This window comes from Eisenbergiella sp. OF01-20, from assembly GCF_003478085.1.
Classification (GTDB): domain Bacteria; phylum Bacillota; class Clostridia; order Lachnospirales; family Lachnospiraceae; genus Eisenbergiella.
This window is the reverse complement of sequence record NZ_QUES01000001.1, coordinates 101,439-123,187: the sequence shown is the minus strand read 5'-3', so window position 1 is coordinate 123,187 and position 21,749 is coordinate 101,439. Positions and strand designations below refer to the sequence as shown.

Genomic DNA, 21,749 nt, shown 5'->3' with positions numbered 1-21,749 from the left:
ATTATATGCACCCTTTCTGACGGCAGATTTCCAGGATGGTATCCACCACCTGCGGGATATCCATATCGGAGGTATCTACCAGACAGGCATCCTCCGCCTGGCGCAGCGGGGAAATTTCCCGGTTCCTGTCCCTGGCATCCCTTTCAATAATATCCTTTTCTATCTGTTCAAAGCTCCCAGGCATCCCTTTTGCCAGAAGCTCCTCGTATCTGCGCCTGGCCCGTACGGCGCTGCCCGCTGTCAGGAATAGTTTCACGTCGGCATCCGGAAGAACGCAGGTGCCGATATCCCTGCCATCCATAATCACATTTTCGCTGGCCGCCAAATCCCTTTGAAGCTGCAGCAGCCTTGCCCGTACCGCCGGAACGGCGGATGCATTGGAGGCCATATTCCCCACCTCCTCGGTACGGATAAGCCCATTTACATTTTCCCCGTTCAAAAGCACCATCTGTTCCCCATCCTGATAAAGCAGCGTAACCTCCGCCTCCATACAGGTGCGGCTGATAGCCTCCGTGTCCCCGGGCCGTACTTTTTCACGGAGCAGATACAGGGCAATCGCCCGGTACATAGCTCCGGTATCCACATATACATAACCCAGCTTCTTTGCAAGCAATTTGGCAATCGTACTTTTTCCGGCCCCTGCCGGTCCGTCAATAGCTATATTATAACTCATATCTGCTCCTATCTGTGCAACCCGCCTTTTCGGCTGCTTCCTCTTGTGTTTTCCGTCAGGGAATGCTCACTCCCGCCAAATGTCCGGTTGACCAGGCTATCTGCAGGTTAAAGCCCCCTGTCAGTGCGTCCAGGTCCAGCATTTCCCCTGCCATGTACAGGCCGGATACCAGTTTCGATTCCATTGTGGAGGGATTCACTTCCTTAACCTTAATACCGCCCCGGGTAATAATGGCTTCTTCAAAACCTCTTGTCCCCGTTACGGTCAATGACAGTCCCTTGATACATTCCGCGAAATATTTTCGTTCTTCCCTCGTTATCTCATGAACCTTCTTTTCCGGATCAATACCGGAAAGCTGAATCATCACCGGGACAAGCCGGGCGGGAAACAAACCGTCCACCGCATTTTTAAACTGTTTGTTTTTATTATCCTCAAAATCCCGGAGGATTCTCTTATCCAGCTGTTCCATGGAAAGGGCCGGTTTTAAATCCAGCTTGAGAACCGCCTGCGCACCATTCTCTCCGCTTCCGGCAGATGCAGCTTTCTCTGCTTTCTCTGCTTTCTCTGCTTTCTTTTCTTTCTTCTTTCTCCGCTTTTCCGCCGCGGTCTGATAATAGCTGCTGGCGCTCAGAATCAGCGGCCCGCTCACTCCGAAATGGGTGAACAGCATTTCTCCAAAGCCTTCGTATATTTCTTTTCCTTCTATATATAATGAGGCGGCTACATTTTTCAATGCCAGCCCCTGCAGCTGTCTGCACCACTCCTCTTTGATATGGAAAGGGACAAGGGAAGGAAGGCAGGGGACAAGGGAATGGCCTGCCTCCTGTGCCATGCGGTAGCCGTCTCCGGTAGATCCGGTAGCCTGATAAGAAAGGCCGCCGCAGGCGAGAACTACCGCGTCCCCCGATACCTCTTCTCCGGACAAAAGCGTTATGCCTTTTATCCTGCCGGGACCATCATCTTGCGTCTTATCTATGAGAAGCCTTTTAACCGGCGTATGAAGCCGTACCTGCACGCCCGCCTTCTCCAGTTCTCCCGCCAAGGCCCGGATCACATCCGAGGAATGATCCGATACGGGGAAAACCCGGTTTCCTCTTTCAATTTTCAACGGGCAGCCTCTTTTCTCAAAAAACTGCTGCACCGCATGGTTATCAAAACCATAAAAAGCACTGTACAAAAACTTGGAATTGCTGACCACATTGTCAAACAACTCCTGTAGGTCACAGGCATTGGTAACATTGCATCGTCCCTTGCCCGTAATATAAATTTTCTTGCCAAGCTTTTCATTTTTTTCAAATAAAATAACCCTATGGCCTTTTCCTGCTGCCGCAAACGCTGCCATCATTCCTGCGGCGCCTCCGCCCACTACCAAAACCCTGCTCATATATGCTCTCCCGTTATGGACGCATCCGTCTCTTTACCGCTTTTTTTCACGGAAGGGATGGACAGGACCGTATCTTCATCGATAAAATTAATCTCGTCATTGAAATAGACCTGGTAGTTATTCCATGCCCCCTCCAGTGTTTCCAGGCTCTCCTTTACGGTTTCCGGCCGTTTCAGGCAAAGGGCCACCACAAGAGCGTTAATCAGGCTCAGGGGCGCTGCCAGGGAATCCACGATAGAGACCATTTCACTCCTTGCCAGCAGATTACAGGAGGAATACAGGTTCATGGGCGAATGCACACTGTCGGTTATGGTAATCACCTTGGCATTTCGGTCATTGGCAAATTCCATAGCTTTCAGTGTACGCATGGAATACCGGGGAAAGCTGATTCCGATAATGGCATCCTCTTTCCCAATCCGCAGCATCTGTTCAAAAACCTCACTCAAGCTTGTAGTCTTAAGCAGCACGATGTTACCGCGTATCATATTCAGGTAAAAGCTGAGGAATTCGGCCAGAGGGGCACAGCTTCGGATCCCTGCGATATAGACGGTCCTGGCTTCAAGGATGATATCCACCGCAGTCTGAAAAGCCGCCGAATCCAGATTTTCCATTGTAACCCGGATATTCTCCCTGTCATTTTCCAGCACGCTGCTGATCACCTCCGACTGGGTGCTTCCGGCATACCTGGCGCCCACCTGCCCCACCGTATTCAGCTTACTCTTTATCCAGGCGGCAAGCGCCGCCTGCATCCCCGGATAGCCGTCATAGCCGATTCCGGCAGCAAAACGGACTACTGTGGATTCACTGATGCGCAGCTCCTTTCCCAGAGCCGCCGCTGTCATAAAGGCCGCCTGATCATAGTGCTCCATTATATAAGAAGCAATTTTTTTATGCCCTTTGCTCATCCCGGAATATGCCTTGTTTATTCTGGTGATGATATCATAGTTATTATCCATTCCTGTTTACTCTTTATCCGCGTACCAGATATCCGCAGGTGACCTGCCGGATATTTGGTTTTCCATTGACAAACATACAGATTCATTGTACAGACTGCTTGTATTGGTGTCAAGATAGCAAACGAAAAGAGAGACAACTATAAAAAGCCGGGATTTTCCTTTCTTCCCGGCTTTCTTATCGTTCCTTCTCTCTTACTTCTTGTGCGCCGTTTCCTTCAGCATAAGTGCATTTCCATGTACCGTAATCTTATCAAAACTGCGTAAAAAACTGGATATCCTGCTGTAACCATAATCGTTAAGATTGAAATTCGGATGCTTTTTCTTAAGCTGCTCCAGCACCAGAGACAGGTTGTCCACCTTCCCGTCGTTCCGTTTCAGGAAAGCAATAATTTCCTTTTCCAGGTTTTCCGGCTCCGTCTGCTCTTTCAGTTCTATCTGATAGGAGGTCCCTTCCTGCTTAATAACAAGCTTGGGACACTTGTCCTTCAACAGGGTTACCAGCTTGGTGTAGCCGTAGTTTCTGGCATCAAATTCAATGAACTTATCGCAGAGCCTGCTTCCCACCTCGCCCAGGTAGGTCGGCTTTCCTTTATTTTCGTTGTTCTGCACAAAGGTAATGATAGATTCTTCGATTTCGCTGATAGGAGTAACGGTGCTGTCCTGCTTCTCCTCAACAGCCAGTGTTTTCTGCTTTCTTCCGCTTCCGGTTGTCTTGATGCTCTCCGTGCTCTTGTCCTCCACCTCTCCGGAGATCAAATCCAGATGGATAAACTTATTGCATGCCTTAGTCAGCGCCAGCGGGGTTTTGGATTCCCCCATCCCGATTACATACATCTGTTCTTCCCGCAGACGCATGGCCAGCTTGGTAAAATCACTGTCACTGGTGACCAGGCAGAAGCCGTCCACCTTGCCGGAATAAAGGATATCCATGGCGTCAATGACCATAGCCATATCCGTGGCATTTTTTCCGATTGTGTAATTGAACTGCTGGATTGGATTGATGGAATTCTCCAGGAGAGTGTCCTCCTTCCAGCCGTTTCCTTTCGCCCAGTTGCCGTAAATACGGCGATAGGACGCATATCCGTAATCCGCAATTTCATTAAAAATACTTGAAGCATATTTTTCACTGATATTATCCGCGTCTATAAGGACCGCAAAATGCTTCTTTTCTTCCTCTTCTCGTTCCATAGTTCCTCCGTTCCCACCCACGGTATTTGTTTTCTTAACAAGTATAGCACAGCTTTTCGGGAAAGTCACGAGGCTGGCTTCCAAACCGGCAGGAAGTTATCGCGGCGCCCCGCTAAGATACTGCTAATAAGATGCTAGAATTGTGTTAAGCATCCGTCAAAAACCTTTTCACTGTCCGGGCACATTGCTAAAATAGGTCTGATATTAATAAGTCTGAATAAAAAGGGGAACATATATATGAATATCGGAATGCTTATCATCATGATTGTGGGTGGCCTTGCAGGAATCCTTTCCACTGTATATCTGGTTGTCAGTCTTCCTGTTGTTATCATCCAGAAAATTTACCGGAGAGTGCGTTTCGGAACGCCGCTAATGAAATAATGATATTAAGATGACAATATGCCCTGCATTCTTTATCACCGGCTGACACACTCTGAAAAAAGCGGAAACCTTTCCAGAAAAGGCTTCCGCTTTTTTGTAGATTCTTTGAACGGTCATTTCGCGCAAAACCGCAGTACATTCCAGGAATGTTCCTTCAATGTTACCGTTATGCGGCCGTCCTGGGTGCCTGGCAGTTCTTTTATCGCAGGTACTATACGGAACTCCTCGTCAAAGGTGTTTTTTGCATAAGGATCCTTATCATAGAGTTCGCGCCATTCTATCCCTTCCAGTTCCCCGAACTGTTCAAAAGCAAGCTGCAGGGATACTTCCTCCTGCATTTCACAGTTTATGGCAAATACGGTGATTTCCTTCTTTTCCTGGTTGTACACACAGGCTGCCGTGACCGTTTCCTGTTCTCCGTGATGACCGGTTTCTGTTACCGGCATCCTGGCAATTCCCTTAAGCGCAGTTCCTCTGCCGTATGCCGCTGCATCCTGAAAGGGGTAATAGGTGGCCTGACGGATGGCTTTGCCGTTGGGATCCGTGGTTATCATACCGCCTTCATTTACCAGCAGGGACTGGCATGCGATTTTAACCCTGTCGGCATAATTTAAAAAGGTGCAGAGGAGGCCGCCGTATATCACCGCATCCAGCTGCCGGAAGTTGGCAAAACCAAATTCCTGGCTCACGCCCCCTGGCACCGCTCCGGCTTCGGTAATTACTCCCCATTCGTCAAAGGAAATATGAATGGTCTTATCCGAGCGTTTTTTCCCTTTTACAAAATCACAGGCGCTGATTATCGTGCGGATAAAATCTTTTAAATCCCGGAAGAAGAAGGGGATATCCGATTCGTCGTCATGCATGGGGTAAAACAACTGTTTATGGGGGTCGTAATTATAATACCGGTGCAGGGACAGGTAATCGATATACTCATAAGTTTCCTCTAAAACAGCCAGATCCCAATCCCCGTAAGAACTATGGCCTACCTCATTCGTACAGGTGCCGCAGGCAACAAGCTCAGCAGAAGGATCTGTCCATTTCAGCATTTTTGCCGTTTCCTTTGCTTTTCTGGCATATTCCCCTGCCTTCAGCATGTTTATCTGCCATTCTCCGTCCATCTCGTTTCCCAGGCACCATACCTTAAAGCCATGGGGGTTTTCTGTCCCGTTGCTGCGGCGTAAGTCACTCCAGAAGGTACCTTTTCCGGTATTGCAGTAATCCACCAGTTCGGCCGCTTCCTTAGGCGTCCCGGTTCCCAGATTTACAGCCATCAGTACTTCGGCGCTGCATTCCCGGGCAAAACGGGCGAATTCATCCGTGCCGACCTGATTGGTTTCCAGGACGTTCCATGCCATTTCTTTTTTTACCGGCCGATTTTCTTTTGGCCCGATCCCATCCTTCCAGTCATAACCGGAAACAAAATTTCCTCCCGGATAACGGATAGCCGTTACTCCCAGTTCCCGTATCAGTTCCTTTACATCATTGCGGAAACCGTATTCATCTGCCGCGGGATGACCGGGCTGGTAAATCCCGTCATAAACACAGCGGCCCAGATGTTCCACGAAGGATCCATACATTCTCCGGTCCACTTCCCCGATTGTATAATTTCTGTTATAAATAACCTCTGCGTTCTTCAAAATGTCTGTTTTCCTCCTAAGCTTTACGATTACGCCCTGCGGGGCAAAGATTTTCTTTCACCAAACGGATGATATGCAGGGACAGGGCCGGGGCATGCAGAAAGATTTTCCCGTCCTTCAGCCTGTCACCCGCCGCTTCCGCCGGTATCACTGCATTCTGGTTGTCACAGCTGTTATACGCATGCGGATCCTGCGCATGGATCACCGTATGCCCTTCCATGCAATACCCGGCAAAACCGCTGATGTCCAGTTCTATTTCCATATCTTCTTCCCAGTTACGGTTAAGGAGAAATATAGCCGCCCTGCCATTTGCTTCCTCCAGGGAAGCACAGCATTCGATAAAAGGAACTCCCGTATATGCAGGTGTCTGGTTGAAATCATTCAGGTTAAAGCCATTTACAGAGTACACAGGAGATTCCACCGCCGGACGCAGGGAGATCCCTCTGGCATACCGGATAAACGATTCGAACAGGTAATAGCCTGCCTGCTTCCACACATGTCCTTCATCACTGCCGATTACAAACAGCCCTCCTGTCATACATCCGATTTTGACACGATCCGCATGCCGTACAAGAGTCATCAATATGGAGGACAGCGCAAGCGCTTCCAGGAAATCCCCCCGTGCCGGCGGTTCCGGGGAAGCCGGGTCATTTACACGGAAGGGCCGGCTGATATGAGCGGAAAATTCGGGATAGGCACTGCGGTCAACCGCACCATACCTGCCTACGGTCGTCTGCCTCTGCGGGCTGAAATTACAGCCGTATTCATCAAAGGAAATCATCATTTTCCTGGGCGAACGGAAATGGGCCTGCATCAAATCGCACGCTGCTATTTCCGTATTAATGAAATCCTCAAATACACTGGAAGCATTCAGATACGCGCCTATATCCCCCTCCGGCGCACTGTGGTAATAATGCAGGGACAAATAATCCACACTGTCGTAGCATTCGCCCAGCACCTTCAAATCCCAGTCCGGATAGGTTCTGTTGTTGGGCGTGGATGAACCTGCCACAACGGTCTCGCAGGAAGGGTCGATCCATTTGATAATTTTTGATGTTTCATGAACCTTTATGCCGTAACCCTTCGGATCCTTTTCCCAGGATCGTATCTGCCACGGACCGTCCATTTCATTTCCCAAGCACCAGGTCTTTACTTTATGGGGCTTTTCATAACCATTCTTTTTTCTCAAATCCGACCAGTAGGTCCCTCCTTCATGATTGGTATATTCCACACAGTGCAGGGCATCTTCGATGCTCCCGGTTCCCATGTTCAGCGTATACAGAGGGTCGGTATTCACCCGTCTGGCCCATTCCAGATATTCATCATGACCTATTTCATTTGTTTCATATTGGCGCCAGGCCAGATCAAGATGCTTTTTTCTTTCTTCTTTGGGTCCTATGGAATCCTTCCATTCCCATCCGGAGGTAAAATTGCCTCCGGGCATCCTTACCGCAGGAATACCCAGTTCTTTTGTCATTTCCAATATATCCTTCCGGAAGCCGTAATCATCGGCAAGGGGATGCTTCGGGTTCCATATCCCGCCATATACCCAGCTCCCGATGGGTTCCAGAAACGCGCCGAACAGACGCCTGTCAATTTCTCCAATCCGGTAATCCGGATGCACAGTTACCTTCGCTTTTTGCATAATTATCCTTTCCGCAGCGCACCGGCTGCCGGGTACAGGCCCGGTCCGTCAGCCCTTTAAACCGCTTGTCGCCTGGCCTTCCACAAAATATTTCTGTCCGAATATGTAAAGAATCAGCATAGGGATCAGGGAAATGGCGGCACCGGCGAACGCCGCACCGTACTCGATGGTCCTGGCCCCCACAAAAAGAGCAAGCCCGTTTGACAGGGTGCGCATTTTGGAATCGGAGGTAATAATCAAGGGCCAGAGCAGATCATTCCAGTTTCCGTTCACACTGAGTATGATCAGCGTCACAAGAGCGGGCTTGATAAGAGGCATCATAATACGGGAATAAATCCCAAATTCATTCAGCCCGTCTATCCGCGCCGCCTCCTCCAGTTCCCTGGGAAGCCCGGAAAAAGCGGAACGCATCATAAATATCCAGTACGCCGCCGCTATTTTAGGGATAATCAGCCCGGCATAGTTATCGTACATCCCCAGCGCATGGACCTCCAGGAAAGAAGGGATCATAATGACCTGGAAGGGAATCATCATCGTTGCAAGGAAAATAACGAATATGATATCTTTCCCCTTAAACTCATATCTGGCAAAGGCATATCCTGCCATTGTATTAACCAGAAGTGACGGCAGGGTGGCTCCGAAGGAATATACAAAAGAGTTCTTCAAATACACCCAGATATCGATACGTTGTGTACATTTGATGAAATTCTTCAGCGTAAAGGAGGAAGGAAACAGCGTCGGCGGGAATTTTATAATTTCATTATCCGGTTTGAAGGAACTGAGCAGCATCCAAATAATAGGAAGCAGCATGATAACGGCCAGGATAAGGAAAATCAAGAGAATGGGGATCCGAAACAGTTTTCTTTTCAAATTTCTGCTTTTCATTAATTTTCCTCCTAGTATTCCGTCTTTTTCATAATACGGTACTGTATCAGTGTTATCACCATAATGATTAGGAACAGGAATTCGGACATAGCTGTGGCATAGCCCATCCGGTTGCCCACATCGAAGGCGCGGTTATATACATAGGTAACCAGCGTCTCTGTGGTGTAATTCGGTCCGCCGTCCGTGAGAGTGAAAACCAAATCGAATACCTGAAGGGAACCAATCACCCTTGTCATCAGCAGGAACCAGAAGGAAGGCATGATACAGGGCAGGGTAATTGAGAAAAACTGCCTGATTTTGCCTGCGCCGTCGATATCCGCCGCTTCATAATAATCTCCCGGCACATTCTGCATGGCTGAAATAAGGATAATGGTGGAGATTCCGAAGGTCCTCCATACAGATACAAAGATCACCACGCCCAGAGTAAGCCCGGGGGTATTCAGGAAATTGACCTTTCCAAAACCAAGAAGCTTTACCCAGTAGGTAATAAGCCCAACGTTTGAATGAAGGATAATCTGCCACATGATGCCGATGGCAGTAGCGGAGCATACAATCGGAATGAAATAGATACTCCGGAACAGCTTATTCGTAAATGTGTTTTTGGTGAGCATAGCGGAAAGCACCAGTCCCAGCACCATCTGGATCGGAACTTCGATCACCGTAAATTTAATGGTTACGATAAGGCTGTTGATAAAGCGCCTGTCCGTCAGCGCCTCCTTAAAATTATCCAGCCCCACAAACTTTGCGCTGTCAAAGGATATTCCCATATCCAGCATGCTGATTACAAACGATGCAAAGAGCGGGATAATATTGAATACCAAAATTAAAATTGCCGCAGGCAGCAGGAAAAGATATGCTGCCCTCTGCGGCTTGTTCCAGTAAGAACGCAGATTTTTCCACTTGTTCCCCATGGGTGCGCCTCCATTCCAAATGATTGTCTGTTTCACGGAAAGGGAGAACCGGAACACTTTCCCCATTCTCCCTTTCCGCTGCTGCGGCTTACTACGGGGTATTAGCCTCTGCAAGCGCGTCAGCCCCCTCGTAAGTGGTAACTGCCTTTTCCGCATCCTCCTGTGCCTGTGCCATAGCCTCATCGATAGGTGTATCATAAACAACGGCCTGGGTCATGTTGCCGATAACCGTTACTAAATCGCCCCACCCCTTGAATTCCGGAGAGGTGGTAATCCAGATGGAGTCCTTGCTGTTATCATCCAGAGTAAGGGCGGCAAGCCTTTCATTGGATTTATAAGCGTCACATTCCGCCGTAGGGACATAGGTGGTGGGGAATCCCAGCTTCAGGGACCAGGTGGAAACCGCCGTATCCTCTACTGCACAGCCTTCGTTGCCTGTATACCACCACTGGAGGAATCTTTCACAGGCAAGCTTCTCTTCATCCGTGGCACTGCTGGTGATAAAGAAACCGGCCACATCCCCGAGAGGCTCCTGCCCGAAAATCTTGCACATTCCGAAATTCACGCCGGATTCGTCCGCGCCGGGAGCGAGCCAGGGACCATTCACCATAATACCGATTTGTCCGGCCTTAAACATGGAATCAATTTCATTTTCCTGGGGGTTATCACCATTGGTGTACAGGGCTTTCATCCATTCCAGATATTTCTGATAACCTTCGTTACCTGCTATATTCACTTTATAAGTACCGTCTCCCTGATCCTCCACAGCCAGTCCGCCCATCTGCTGCATCAGGCACATCTCCTGATTTCCGTAAGACATGAATAATCCGGAGCCGTATACGTTGCTGTCCGGATCCGTAATCTTGGCTGCCATCTGCGTCCACTCTTCGAAGCTCTGCGGAGGAGCCTCCGGATCCAGTCCGGCTTTTTCGAACAAATCCTTGTTCCAGTACATGTAATACAGGGAATTCTGGAAAGGAAGGGAGTACAAATCCTCCCCGATTCTTCCCGTATCCAGGGAATTGGTATTGAAATCCTCTTCCTTCAGTTGGGTGTTCGTCCAGATGTCATTGATGGGAAGCAGGTATTCCTGATATTTGAAGCGGTCGCCGTTACCCATCAGAATCAGGGGACTTGCATCGCCGGTAGGAAGGGAAGTGGACAATTTTTCTGCAAAAGAAGAACTGATATCCATATTTACGGTAATACTCCAGGGATTCTCGTCATTGAACTGCTTTACTAATTCCACCAGGGTATCCCCATCCGAACCCGTCCAGGAATTCCAGAAGTCAATGGTGATGGGTGCTGAGGCTTCCGCTTCCGAAGCGTTTCCCGAGCCGGCACTTTCTTCAGATACTGCCGCGGTGCTGTCCGCCGCCGGAACGGATGCTTCCTTTGGCGCAGTGCTGCTGCCGCAGCCTGCCAACGCGGAAGCTGCCAGTACAGTGCTCAAAAGCAGGGCAAGTTTCTTTGATCTCATAATAAATCCTCCTTTTATCAAACCGGATTGCCGCATCAATGTACACGTGTACATTTTGCTTGTAAAAAAATGGCTTTCCCAAGCTCTTTTTATTCTGGATAGCCTTTAATATGTTCACGTGTACCTTTATTAGATAATTGTAATATATCACAACTTTTTTCGCCCGTCAATGCTTTTTTAAATATTATTCCTGTTGTTTTTGTATATTTTTTTCTCTTTTTTTTGTACTCCTTATAAATTATGCACATTCCATCATAGTGTCTGTCCCTCCACGATAGCAACCGGCACCTTAATATGCTGCGGAACCTCCCTGCCTTCAATCATATCAATCAGCATATTGGCAGCTTCATAACCCATACGCTCCACATGGTTGTCCACGGTAGTCAGCCTGGGGGAAAAATCCTGGTAAAAGCCGACCCTGTCATACCCCATCAGGCCGTAATCGTCGGGAAGCAGATAGCCGTTCCGGGAAAAAAAGCTCATCAATTCCCCGGCAAACGTATCTCCTGAGCAGAAAAAAGCCGGTTTGGATTCCGCTTTCAGACGCATATATTCCAGTGCCTTTTCCAAGTAATCGTTTCCGTACAGGATCGTATACCGGCAGCCGCTCTTTTCGGCGGCATCTGCAAACCCCTTCTTGCGGTCGGCATGTCCGATATTCGGTATCCCGTCCGCATCGTACAGCGGAGGGACCACGAACACGACCTCTTTATATCCTTTTTCCAAGATAAAATTAACCCCTTTATATGCCGCTTCGTATTCATCCACCCCTACCGTATGACTGTTTTTGAAAACCTGGTAACCGAGGATTACATAGGGGATGCCCAGCTGTCCCAGCATTTTTTCGAAAGCTTCGTCTTTATTGATGCAGTTCAGTATCAGGCCGTCCGCATGATAGCCGACCATAGCCTGGATCAGTCTTTTTTCCTCCTCCTTATCATCCTCATGAAGGGAAATATTGAGCATATATGAGGATTCCTTGGTCCTTTTTTCTATGGCATCTATCATTTTGGGAAAATATTGGTTCCGCAAATCCACAACGACGGTACCTATCATCCTGCTTTTTCCCATTACCAGGCTGCGGGCCATCAGATCCGGCTGATATCCCAGCTCCCTTGCCGTATCCAGGATTTTTTTCTTGGTTTCCTCTTTAATGCTTCCCGTCCCATACAAAGCCCTGGTTATCGTAGCTCTTGAAACTCCGCATATGCGGGCTAAATCCTTCGTTGTAACACCCATTCTCCCGACCTCCTGTTCACGTGTACTCACTTGTTATTATTCCTATTTTTACCTGCGTTGTCAACCACAATTGTCCATTTCCGCAAATAGCGGCAGAAGCCCTGCCCCCTCCTCCACTGAACCGTTTCCTGAAGGAGAAGGGGGCGGGATCTTTGACCGGTACAGGGCTTTATTTCAATTCCATTTTTATTTCCAGCTCATTCCCCTGTACCGTAACGGCGGCAAGGCTTCCTGTAATCAGAGGCATCATCGGCGGAAGATGTCCCAAATCCACATCCATGATAACCGGTACCTGGTATTCCTTAAGCAAATCATAGACGGCATGATACTGATCCAATCCCATCATTTCCTGTCCGAATACCAGGGGACGTCCGATGAGAAAGCCCTTTACATGAGAGAACCAGCCCGCGTGCTGCATCTGCCAGACAGCCCGGCGGATGGAGAATACATTCAGGTCACAGGATTCCAGAAACCATATGAAGCCGTCCTGCTCATAGGTTTTGCTAAAGTCCGCTACCCGGTCATAACGGGTCCCAAGAAGGGTTACCAGGCAGTCCATACATCCGCCTATCAATCTTCCTGAAAACGTGCTGTCTCCTTCCGGAAAGCTGCGGAGGAGCCGCGTTTCCGTCAAATGATAGGGTACCAGCGGATTTTCATCGGCTTCATAAGGCTCTTTCTCCCATTTTTCATATCCTTTCATGACCAGTTTCCGGCCCCGGAGCAAGTCCAGGGCATCCTGAATGGATTCATGCCAGGGTTCCATGCCGAAGGATCCTGCACACGGCCCGTACACCGAGGCCGTATCGCAGAGCGTAGTAAGCAGAAAGGTCAGATTCGTATTATCGGAATAGCCCATATACCATTTGGGCTGTGCTTTCCGGATCGCATCAAAGTCTACGAAATCCAAGGTTTCGCACATCAACTCCCCTCCTCCGCAGGAGATGAGGATGTCATTTTTGTCAGTAAGAAGGTATTCCGTCAGTTCTCTTCCGCACTTTTCGGGAGTATTGCTGATTCCGATCCCCTCCCGGGCATAGCAGTTCGGTCCCAAATCCAGCCGATATCCCATACCGGCCAGCTTTTCCTGCGCATGCAGAAAAGCGGTTTTGTAAGGCTCGGTGGCACAGCCAAAGGACGGGGCTGCAAATCCGATAGTTCCCTGTTCCTGTAAAAAACTCGGATATCTCATATTCATTCCTCCATTTTCTTTAAGTATTTTCCGGTTACAGAACGTGGATTCTCCATAATGGCGAGCGGTGTCCCTGCTGCCACAAGTTCTCCTCCGCGGATGCCTCCCTCCGGCCCCAAGTCCACGATATAATCACAGCAGCGGATAAGCTGCAGGTTATGCTCCACTACGATGACCGTATTTCCCGCATCCACCATCCGGTTCAGAAGCTTCAGGAAATGTTCCACATCCAGAGCATGAAGTCCCGTAGTAGGCTCGTCCAGAAGATAAAGTCCCCGGCCACCCCGGCTGCCGGAAAGCTCTCCCGCCAGCTTCAGCCGCTGTCCTTCTCCTCCCGACAACGTTGTGAGGGTCTGCCCCAGCTCCAGATACCCAAGCCCCACCTCCTGCAAAAGCGCCAGTATAGCCAAAAGCTTCGGATATTCCCCAAGCAATTCGGCCGCCTCTTCCACACTGGTATGAAGCATATCATGGATAGAACGTCCTTTATAGGTTACCGCCAGCACCGGATCTGCGAATTGTCTGCCGCCGCACACAGGACAGGTCACCTCCCTGTCCTCAAAAAAAAGCATATTGCTCACCACATACCCAAGCCCCTGGCAGTTTTCACACCGGCCGCCTTTGGAATTAAAGGAAAAATCACCGGCACCCAGACCGGCCTTTTTGGCCTCCGGCAAAGAAGCATACACCTTACGGATCCCCTCATAAACCCCGGAATAGGTTGCCATATTGGAACGTTTCATGCGGGTGAGGGCATGCTGTTCCACCGTAACAACACGGTCGAAATACTGCATTCCCTCCACGCCTTCCCCTTTTGCCAGGACATCAAAAATAAGCGTGGACTTTCCCGATCCGGAAACCCCTGTTACCCCGATAAGGCAGGATGTCGGGAAATCCACCCGTATCCCTTTGAGATTATGGATACTGGCATTCCGTATGGATAGTTTCTGCGGCCCGCCCGTTCGGAAACGGCAGGGATAGATCTTGGGCTGTTTCAGATACTTCCCGGTGACCGAGTTTTCCTGCAAAAGCAATTCGTCCCAATTCCCCTGCCCTACCACACAGCCTCCGTTCCTGCCGCTTCCCGGGCCGATGTCAATGATCTGATCTGCTTCCTTCATCACATCGGTGTCATGCTCTATTACAAGAACCGTATTTCCCAGGCTCTTCAGTTTTTTCAGGATATCCATTACTCCGGCCGTATCCTTCGGATGCAGGCCCACGGTCGGCTCGTCCAGAATATATATGATTCCGCTGATCCGGGAGTCCAGGGCCGCCGCAAGCTTCAGCCGCCGTGCCTCTCCCCCGGACAAAGTCCCCGTCTGTCTGTCCAGGGAAAGGTATCCCAGGCCGGCACGGATGAGCCGGCTTATTTTTGTCTGCAGATCCTGGACATAAACACGAGTCAGGGCGGCCTCGTTCTCTTTCATCTGTCCTGCCAGCCGGGTTAACCAGTCATATAGCTCTTCCAGAGAAAGCACTGCCAGTTCCGGCAGTCTGGTATCCATTACCGTTACCTGACGGCTTACTTTTCCAAGCCGTTCCCCATGGCATTCGGGGCACTCTCTTTCCTCGAAATAACGTTCTTTTTTATCCAGATTTCCCTGTTTTTCCGACAGTCTGCGCCACAGAATAGGAAAGCATCCCTCCACCCGGCCTCCCGCAACGGTTTTAGGCGGATTGATGTCCGGAAAAGCCTCTTTTACCCGGCTGTCCTCCACACCATAGCAGAGGATCGCCTTCTGCAGAGGCGTAAAATCCTTCACGGCGGTACCCGGCTGAAAGGAGATGCCATAGTGGGAAAAAGCGGCATAGAGTGCCTGGGTCTGGTATTCTCCATATCTGCTCTCCCAATAATCCACCGCCCCCTCTTCCAGGGAAAGATCCTCATGCAGTACATTCCCTTCCCGGACAGCCATCACTTTCCCCATACCCTGGCAGACAGGACAGGCCCCTTCCCTGGTATTAAAGGAAAACCAGGTCCGTGTCAGCTTATCCATACGTCTGCCGCAGCTGCTGCAGTACATATAAACCCGGAAATCCTCCCCCAGCTTCTCCGTCTCCTCTTTGCATTCTCCGGAATAAATGGCGCTGCCGCAGAATGGGCAGGTACGCTTTCCTAATTTCTCAAAAATCATGCGCAGATCCGTATAAATGTTAGTAACCGTACCCACCGAAGAGCGCGGATTGCGGCCAAAGCCGTTCTGGGAAATCTGAATGGCCGGGGATGCACCCTGTACAGATTCCACCTCCGGCTTACTGATGCCCTGAAAAGCCATGGCCTCCAGATACTGTCTCTGACATTCGTTATACAGCACATCCATAGCCAGTGTGGTCTTTCCGGAACCGGACACTCCTGTGAGCACTACCAGCCTGCCTCTGGGGATTTCCAGGGAGATGTTTTTTAAATTACCTTCCCGCGCTCCCGTTATTGTTATATTCCGCATGTTTACTCCTTATTGTCCTTTCACAGCTGAATCTGCAAAGAACAGGCGTCCCTTTGGATGATGGGAAAAGCCCCGGAAATAAATATTTCCGGGGCTTTTCACCCTCTGTTCCGGTATCAGCAGATTCTTGTTCCTTCCGGCACGATATCATCCACAAAGATCACCTGACAGCCGCAGGCATTGTTCGTAGCCGCCAACAGCATTCCTTCGCTGGTAACTCCGGCAAATCTGGCAGGTTTCAGATTGGCAATCACAATAATCTTCTTTCCTACCATTTCTTCCGGTGTGTAATAGCTCTTAATACTGGACACAATCACACGCTCCTTCAGCCCGTCAGACAGGGTGAGTTTATAACAGCTGTGGGATTTCCTGATTTCCGCACATTTCAGGATTTTGCATACACGCATATCCATCCGGCCGAAGTCATCAATGGTAATTTCCTCACGGATGGGTTCGACGGGATCCGGATCGCCGAGCGGTACCTGCTTCCCGGCCTTTTCCGTTTCTTCCGTGGAAGGAGCGGATTCCATTGCCTGTAGCTGCTGCTCTTCTTCGGTCTTAGGGGTTGAGAAATCAAGCAGATTCACATATTTATCCGGCTCAATTGCATAAAGGAACAGGTACAGACGGGGTCCTTTTTCCTTGTCGATCAGGAGACGGTATACATTTTTGAAAAACCGGCCCTGAATTTTCTTCAGTTCCTTTGCGTCCTCCAGTTCTCCCATTACCTGCTTAGGGATAGCATACAATTCCTGGTTCAGTTCATCCAGGCTGTAGCCTCCCTTTTTAATATAAGCATGAAGAAGGGCAATTTCCTTCTTTTCCTCTTCGGAAAGGGCTTCATACACCTCCCAGTTCCTGTACGGTCTCAGACGGTTCACATTTTCCGGCGAACACTGCTCCAGCCAGTATTTCGCACGTTCCAGCCGGTCTTTGAACTGGTCAAAGGTAAAGGGCTGACCGATCTTTTCAAATACGGTTTCCAGCATAGGGACATTGAAATCCACCACGGACCCAAGCTGTACGAGAAGGCTCATGGGCACGGTTTCAATCTTCTTATAGCCGGGCTGTCCTTCTTCCTCTTCCCGCAGGCAGTTCGCCATAACGTTAGTGAGGAATTCGTCCGCTTTCCCATCCACAAAATCATTATACTGCTTGTCAAACTCAAAATACTGCCGCAGAATCCCGTCATCAAAGCAGAAATCAAAAGCCTTGGTGGGTTCCGACCTGGCATACAGCCAGAGGATCATTTCCGGCTGGTACAGCTTCAGCAGGGTATCCGGTGTCAGGTTCAGCCCTGAAGAGCCGGACATCTTACCGGTTGCACCCTTGATGCCGATAAATTCATAGCCCTGGAATATAGGGGCTTCATAGCCGAAAATCTTCTGGGAAATCACGCGGCTGGTATCGTAGCTGCCGCCCGGGCTTGCATGATCCTTTCCGCCCGGCTCAAAATCCACGCCTTCGTACATCCAGCGCATAGGCCAGTCAATCTTCCAAGCCAGCTTGCAGTTAAAATCTTTGGTAAAATCAAAGGTTCCTTTGTGACCGCAGGCGCACTCATATTCCGCAACGGTGCAGTCCCCGGAAAGGGATAGAATCCTGGTGGTATCTTTTTTGCAGTGAGGGCAGTAAATGCTTACCGGATAATAAGCCTCCCGCTCTCCTTCCTGGGCCGCCTGGGTACGGAATCCGTCAAGGATATCAAAGATCTCTCCCCGCTTCTTCAGAGCCTGAATTACATATTCCGCATATTTTCCGGAACGGTTCATCTGTGCCTGGTAACGGTAATCCATATGGATGCCGAAACGCTCCATGGCTTCTTCGAATTCATCCTCAAAATGCTTGGCATAATTGGGACAGCCGTCATCAAAAGGATTGGGCACGTCCACATAGGGATAGCCGATATATTCCTCCCAGGGCCTTTCCCCTTCGGGGCGGGGAAGTTTGGCAACATTCACCGGTATTTTACGGAGTCTGTCAAATTCATCCCAGGAAAAAAGAAGCTTTGCTTTCTTTCCCTGGCGTCTCAACGCTTTTACCACAAAATAGCTGGTAGCGATATCTCTGAAATTTCCAATATGGATGGAACCGGAAGGGCTGATACCTGCCGCACATACATATTCCTCTTTATCAGGACGGCGCCTGATAATTTCCTGCGCAATTCTGTCAGACCAATGCATAATTTTCTTGTACCTCTCAGATTTTTCTTTTTTAATGCTGATATACTGAGTTTTAATGTATCATTTTCTTAAGAAATTGTCAATTCATAGCCGATCCTTTGTCAGCCAGACAATAGGATCGCATCCGGTTACCAGCCTGCCCTCCTGTACGAAGCCTTCTTCTCTGCCTTCCAGCTCCCGGATCAGCAGGGCACGCAGGGCATCCACCCGTTCCCGGCAGGCCTCCTCGTGAATCAGGTTATGAAGTTCGTTTTCATCCTCATCGATCCGGAAATACTGTTCTTCACCCGTCTGGGAATACCAGATATACTTTTCCTCCCGGGTGATGATCCACTGGCTGGAGGCCATACCCAGGGCATGCTCTCCGTGAAGATATTCCCGGGGCACGGTGCCGTCCTCTTCCTGCGCGGTGTTCCACAGGCTGATACCTTCCACGCTGTCCGGGATCGGGACGCCTGCTGCCTCCAGCACCGTAGGCATCACATCCCGCAGCTCCACCAGCTCCCTGCTGACGCTTCCCGCTTTGCCGGGAGTAAAACCGCCGCCGGAAAGGAGGAACGGTATCCGGCTGCTGCCCTGGTAAGCGCGGCTTTTCCGGAACAGATGATGATCGCCTAAAAGCTCCCCGTGGTCGGAAACAAACAGAATGATCGTATCCTCATACAGCTTATTTTCAATCAGGGCCTGCAGGAGCCGTCCTATCTGATGATCCAGATGGGTTACGCAGGCATAATAGCCAATCTGCATTTCGCGGATCAGTTCCGGATCCAGCGGACCGGTATCCGAATCGAAGATCCTTCCCCGTTCACGAAGCGCTTCTTCCCCGCACCAGTCTCCCACGGCGGGGGGCGTAAGTTCCTTTCCCCTGTACATATCAAAATAGCACTGGGGTGCATCGAACGGGGGGTGCGGTCGGAGATAAGAGGCAAAAAGGAAAAAAGGCATATCCGGATCCCTTCTGCGCAGAAAATCGATGGAACGATCCGTGACCCAATTGGTCGGATGGTATTTTTCTTCGTAAATCCATGGTCTTGCCACCCAGGAATTGCACTCCAGTCCGGTGTCTGTCACATCACAGTCAATTCCCTTTTCCTGCTTCAGCCAATGAAAATAATCATCGGCCTGCTTCTGGTTTTCCCGGTAGGCTATCTCCGGATCCCGGTAATAATGGAGGTAACCGTCATGCAGCTCCACATGGCAGAACCCCAGATAGTTACGCAGCGGATCCACATGCATTTTCCCCACGCACTGGGTATAATAGCCCGCTTTTGTCAGTTCCCCGGCCATTGTTGAGGGATACCGCCACGCAATACCATCCGAGTAGCCCACCCGTCTGTGGGATTCCTGGGTCAGCCCCGTGTGCAGCGCCGCCCTGGCCGGCACACAGGAAGGGCATGCCGAGTAGGCATTGGTAAAGCGCATTCCTTTGGAAGCCAGGGTATCCAGATAAGGTGTCTTTACATCCGGATGGCCCGCGCAGCCCATACAATCCCCTCTCAGCTGATCCGTCATCAGCAGCACTATGTTTTTCCTTTTTTTCTCCTTACCCATTTCTTCTTTACTCCTTTCTCTAACTTTTACTTTATCTTATATTTCAGGAAATGCCAACCCCTTCCCGTTTTTTTATCCCATAGTGCCCATTATTTCCACTGGAGACCGGCGCTCCCGTTTCTATCTCTTCCGGGTCCGGCAAAAGCACGCAATCTTTTCCCCTGCATATATTAAATTGGAATGATACGTCGGAGGCCTTTATTCAGTTTGTACTCTCTGCTCCAGCAACCGTCCGCCTGGAGTCCTCCGGCAGCAAAAAAGGAGGAAACATATGACGGAAACATTCTCGCTGTCACGGCTGTCTCCCGGCCTTTCAGCCGTAATCACCCAATTGACGGCACAGGGGGAAATGCGGAGGAGGCTTCAGGATATGGGCTTCATCCCCGGAACCACCGTAACCTGCCTCCAGCGAAGCCCATTGGGCGATCCCACCGCATATCGGATACGGGAAGCGGTTATCGCCCTGCGTGAGGAGGATGCCGGCCATATCCTTTTGAAAAAGGGGGGTTCCCATGACCGATAAGTCTTCTGCAACCATCGCCCTGGCCGGGAATCCCAATGTGGGAAAAAGCACGATTTTCAATGCCCTTACCGGCCTGAAGCAGCATACAGGCAACTGGCCCGGCAAGACCGTCCTTAATGCCAGGGGAACCTGTACCTTCCACGAGCATTGTTATACGCTTGTGGATATACCCGGCTGCTATTCCCTCATGGCCCATTCGGCAGAAGAGGAAATCGCAAGGGATTTCATCTGCTTCCGTGAACCGGACGCGGTTATCGTAGTCTGCGATGCCACCTGTCTGGAACGCAACCTGAACCTGGTCCTGCAGATCATAGAAGCCGGCCGGCCGGTACTGGTATGCGTCAATTTGCTGGATGAAGCAAAAAAGAAAAAAATAAGGCTGGATCTTCCCCTGCTGGCATCCCGGCTTCATGTCCCGGTGACAGGTGCCGCCGCACGCAGCAATAAAGGCCTTGAAGATCTGCTGGAAAATCTGGAGGAAACACTTTTCCCCCCTGTCTTGCCCGGACTTGCGGCAGCTTCCGGGAATCCGGACAGCAGGAATTATCCTCTGGTCGTGTATCCGGAATATGTGGAAGAAGCCCTCTCCCTTCTTGTACCCCGTATAAAAAAGCTTTATGCCGCACGGGGAGGAGAAACAGCCTCTCTGCCTTCCCCACGCTGGCTTGCCGCACGTCTGCTGGATGCTAATGAAAACCTGCTGATGTCTCTCAAGGCCGGACTGGATCTGGATCCTGCTGCCGAGCCTGAAATATCCGTTACACTGGAGGAAATCCATGCGTTTCTTCGGAACCGGGGAATCAGCCGGGAACAGCTTCACGACGATCTGGCTGCGGCTTTTGTCCGGACAGCCGAGCGGTTATGCCGCGGTGTTGTGTTCTATCCGGAAGAAGGCTGTGACAAAACCGACCGGAGGCTGGATCATATATTTACAAGCAGAGTCACCGGTTTCCCTATTATGCTGCTGCTCCTTCTGGGGATCTTCTGGATTACCATAACAGGCGCCAACTACCCGTCCGCCCTGCTGGCAACGTTTCTTTTCAGACTGGAGGATCAGCTGGCCGCGTTATTTACTGCGGCAGGCATTCCCGGCGCCCTTACCGGGCTGCTGGTACACGGCGTATACCGGGTTATCGCATGGGTGGTTTCCGTCATGCTGCCTCCCATGGCTATTTTTTTCCCGTTGTTTACCTTACTGGAGGACTTCGGTTATCTGCCCCGGGTTGCTTTCAATCTGGATCGGTGTTTTAAAAATTGTTCCGCCTGCGGCAAACAGGCTCTTACGATGTGCATGGGGTTTGGCTGCAATGCGGCGGGGGTTACCGGATGCCGAATTATAGACTCCCCCAGGGAACGGCTTATCGCTATCCTTACCAACAATTTTGTTCCCTGCAATGGCCGTTTTCCACCACCATACAAAGGGAAACAAAATTGTTCCTCGGCGCTGACAATGAAGAAACAGCCGAATTAACTG

Annotated in this window: 17 protein-coding genes; 3 read left to right on the top strand and 14 right to left on the bottom strand. The window is 50.1% G+C overall.

Going from position 1 to position 21,749, the window contains the following annotated elements; all coding sequences use genetic code 11:
* Position 1 precedes the first annotated feature (1 nt).
* The 4 genes from cmk to DXA36_RS00565 form a co-directional block, all read right to left on the bottom strand.
* A complete protein-coding gene (cmk, locus tag DXA36_RS00580; RefSeq protein ID WP_118675752.1) occupies positions 2–673 on the bottom strand; it encodes a (d)CMP kinase in 672 nt (223 codons plus the stop codon).
* A gap of 55 nt (positions 674–728) precedes the next feature.
* Positions 729–2,057, bottom strand: a complete 1,329-nt coding sequence (locus tag DXA36_RS00575) for an NAD(P)/FAD-dependent oxidoreductase (protein ID WP_118675751.1) — start codon at positions 2,055–2,057, stop codon at positions 729–731.
* On the bottom strand, positions 2,054–3,013 hold the full coding sequence (locus DXA36_RS00570) for a MurR/RpiR family transcriptional regulator (RefSeq protein WP_118675750.1): 960 nt from the start codon (positions 3,011–3,013) through the stop codon (positions 2,054–2,056). The genes DXA36_RS00575 and DXA36_RS00570 overlap by 4 nt, the downstream gene beginning before the upstream one ends.
* Positions 3,014–3,205: 192 nt before the next feature.
* Positions 3,206–4,201, bottom strand: a complete 996-nt coding sequence (locus DXA36_RS00565; RefSeq protein ID WP_118675749.1) for an NYN domain-containing protein — start codon at positions 4,199–4,201, stop codon at positions 3,206–3,208.
* Positions 4,202–4,438: 237 nt separating this feature from the next.
* Between DXA36_RS00565 and DXA36_RS32770 the strand changes: the two genes are divergently transcribed.
* Positions 4,439–4,582 carry a hypothetical protein gene (locus DXA36_RS32770; RefSeq protein WP_182478854.1) on the top strand — a complete coding sequence of 48 codons (144 nt, stop codon included), beginning with the start codon at positions 4,439–4,441 and terminating at the stop codon, positions 4,580–4,582.
* A gap of 113 nt (positions 4,583–4,695) precedes the next feature.
* Here the strand turns inward: DXA36_RS32770 and DXA36_RS00560 are convergent, their stop codons facing one another.
* The 10 genes from DXA36_RS00560 to DXA36_RS00515 all read right to left on the bottom strand — a co-directional run bounded on the left by DXA36_RS00560 (position 4,696) and on the right by DXA36_RS00515 (position 19,752).
* Complete coding sequence (locus DXA36_RS00560; protein WP_118675748.1) at positions 4,696–6,219, bottom strand: alpha-N-arabinofuranosidase; 1,524 nt, start codon at positions 6,217–6,219, stop codon at positions 4,696–4,698.
* Between the two features lie 16 nt (positions 6,220–6,235).
* Positions 6,236–7,864, bottom strand: coding sequence for an alpha-N-arabinofuranosidase (locus DXA36_RS00555; RefSeq protein ID WP_118675747.1), 1,629 nt, complete (start codon positions 7,862–7,864; stop codon positions 6,236–6,238).
* A 48-nt stretch (positions 7,865–7,912) separates the two neighbouring features.
* Positions 7,913–8,749, bottom strand: a complete 837-nt coding sequence (locus DXA36_RS00550) for a carbohydrate ABC transporter permease (protein ID WP_118675746.1) — start codon at positions 8,747–8,749, stop codon at positions 7,913–7,915.
* 11 nt (positions 8,750–8,760) lie between these two features.
* Entirely contained in the window at positions 8,761–9,660 is a 900-nt protein-coding gene (locus tag DXA36_RS00545) for a carbohydrate ABC transporter permease (RefSeq protein ID WP_182478853.1), read from the bottom strand.
* A gap of 91 nt (positions 9,661–9,751) precedes the next feature.
* A complete protein-coding gene (locus tag DXA36_RS00540; RefSeq protein WP_182478852.1) occupies positions 9,752–11,140 on the bottom strand; it encodes an extracellular solute-binding protein in 1,389 nt (462 codons plus the stop codon).
* A 252-nt stretch (positions 11,141–11,392) separates the two neighbouring features.
* Complete coding sequence (locus tag DXA36_RS00535; protein ID WP_118675743.1) at positions 11,393–12,379, bottom strand: LacI family DNA-binding transcriptional regulator; 987 nt, start codon at positions 12,377–12,379, stop codon at positions 11,393–11,395.
* A gap of 169 nt (positions 12,380–12,548) precedes the next feature.
* On the bottom strand, positions 12,549–13,571 hold the full coding sequence (locus tag DXA36_RS00530; RefSeq protein ID WP_118675742.1) for a S66 family peptidase: 1,023 nt from the start codon (positions 13,569–13,571) through the stop codon (positions 12,549–12,551).
* Positions 13,572–13,573: 2 nt separating this feature from the next.
* Positions 13,574–16,018: an ATP-binding cassette domain-containing protein gene (locus DXA36_RS00525; protein WP_118675741.1), complete on the bottom strand. Its 2,445-nt coding sequence runs from the start codon at positions 16,016–16,018 to the stop codon at positions 13,574–13,576.
* A 116-nt stretch (positions 16,019–16,134) separates the two neighbouring features.
* Entirely contained in the window at positions 16,135–18,201 is a 2,067-nt protein-coding gene (gene lysS, locus DXA36_RS00520) for a lysine--tRNA ligase (protein WP_118675740.1), read from the bottom strand.
* Between the two features lie 84 nt (positions 18,202–18,285).
* Positions 18,286–19,752: an arylsulfatase gene (locus DXA36_RS00515; protein ID WP_118675739.1), complete on the bottom strand. Its 1,467-nt coding sequence runs from the start codon at positions 19,750–19,752 to the stop codon at positions 18,286–18,288.
* Between the two features lie 271 nt (positions 19,753–20,023).
* On the opposite strand from DXA36_RS00515, the gene DXA36_RS00510 reads away from it, so the two are divergent.
* Together DXA36_RS00510 and DXA36_RS34145 are read left to right on the top strand one after the other, a co-directional pair.
* Positions 20,024–20,275 (top strand): FeoA family protein, encoded by a 252-nt coding sequence (locus tag DXA36_RS00510; RefSeq protein ID WP_118675738.1) that lies wholly within the window; start codon positions 20,024–20,026, stop codon positions 20,273–20,275.
* Entirely contained in the window at positions 20,265–21,746 is a 1,482-nt protein-coding gene (locus tag DXA36_RS34145; protein ID WP_118675737.1) for a ferrous iron transporter B, read from the top strand. The genes DXA36_RS00510 and DXA36_RS34145 overlap by 11 nt, the downstream gene beginning before the upstream one ends.
* Positions 21,747–21,749: the final 3 nt, after the last annotated feature.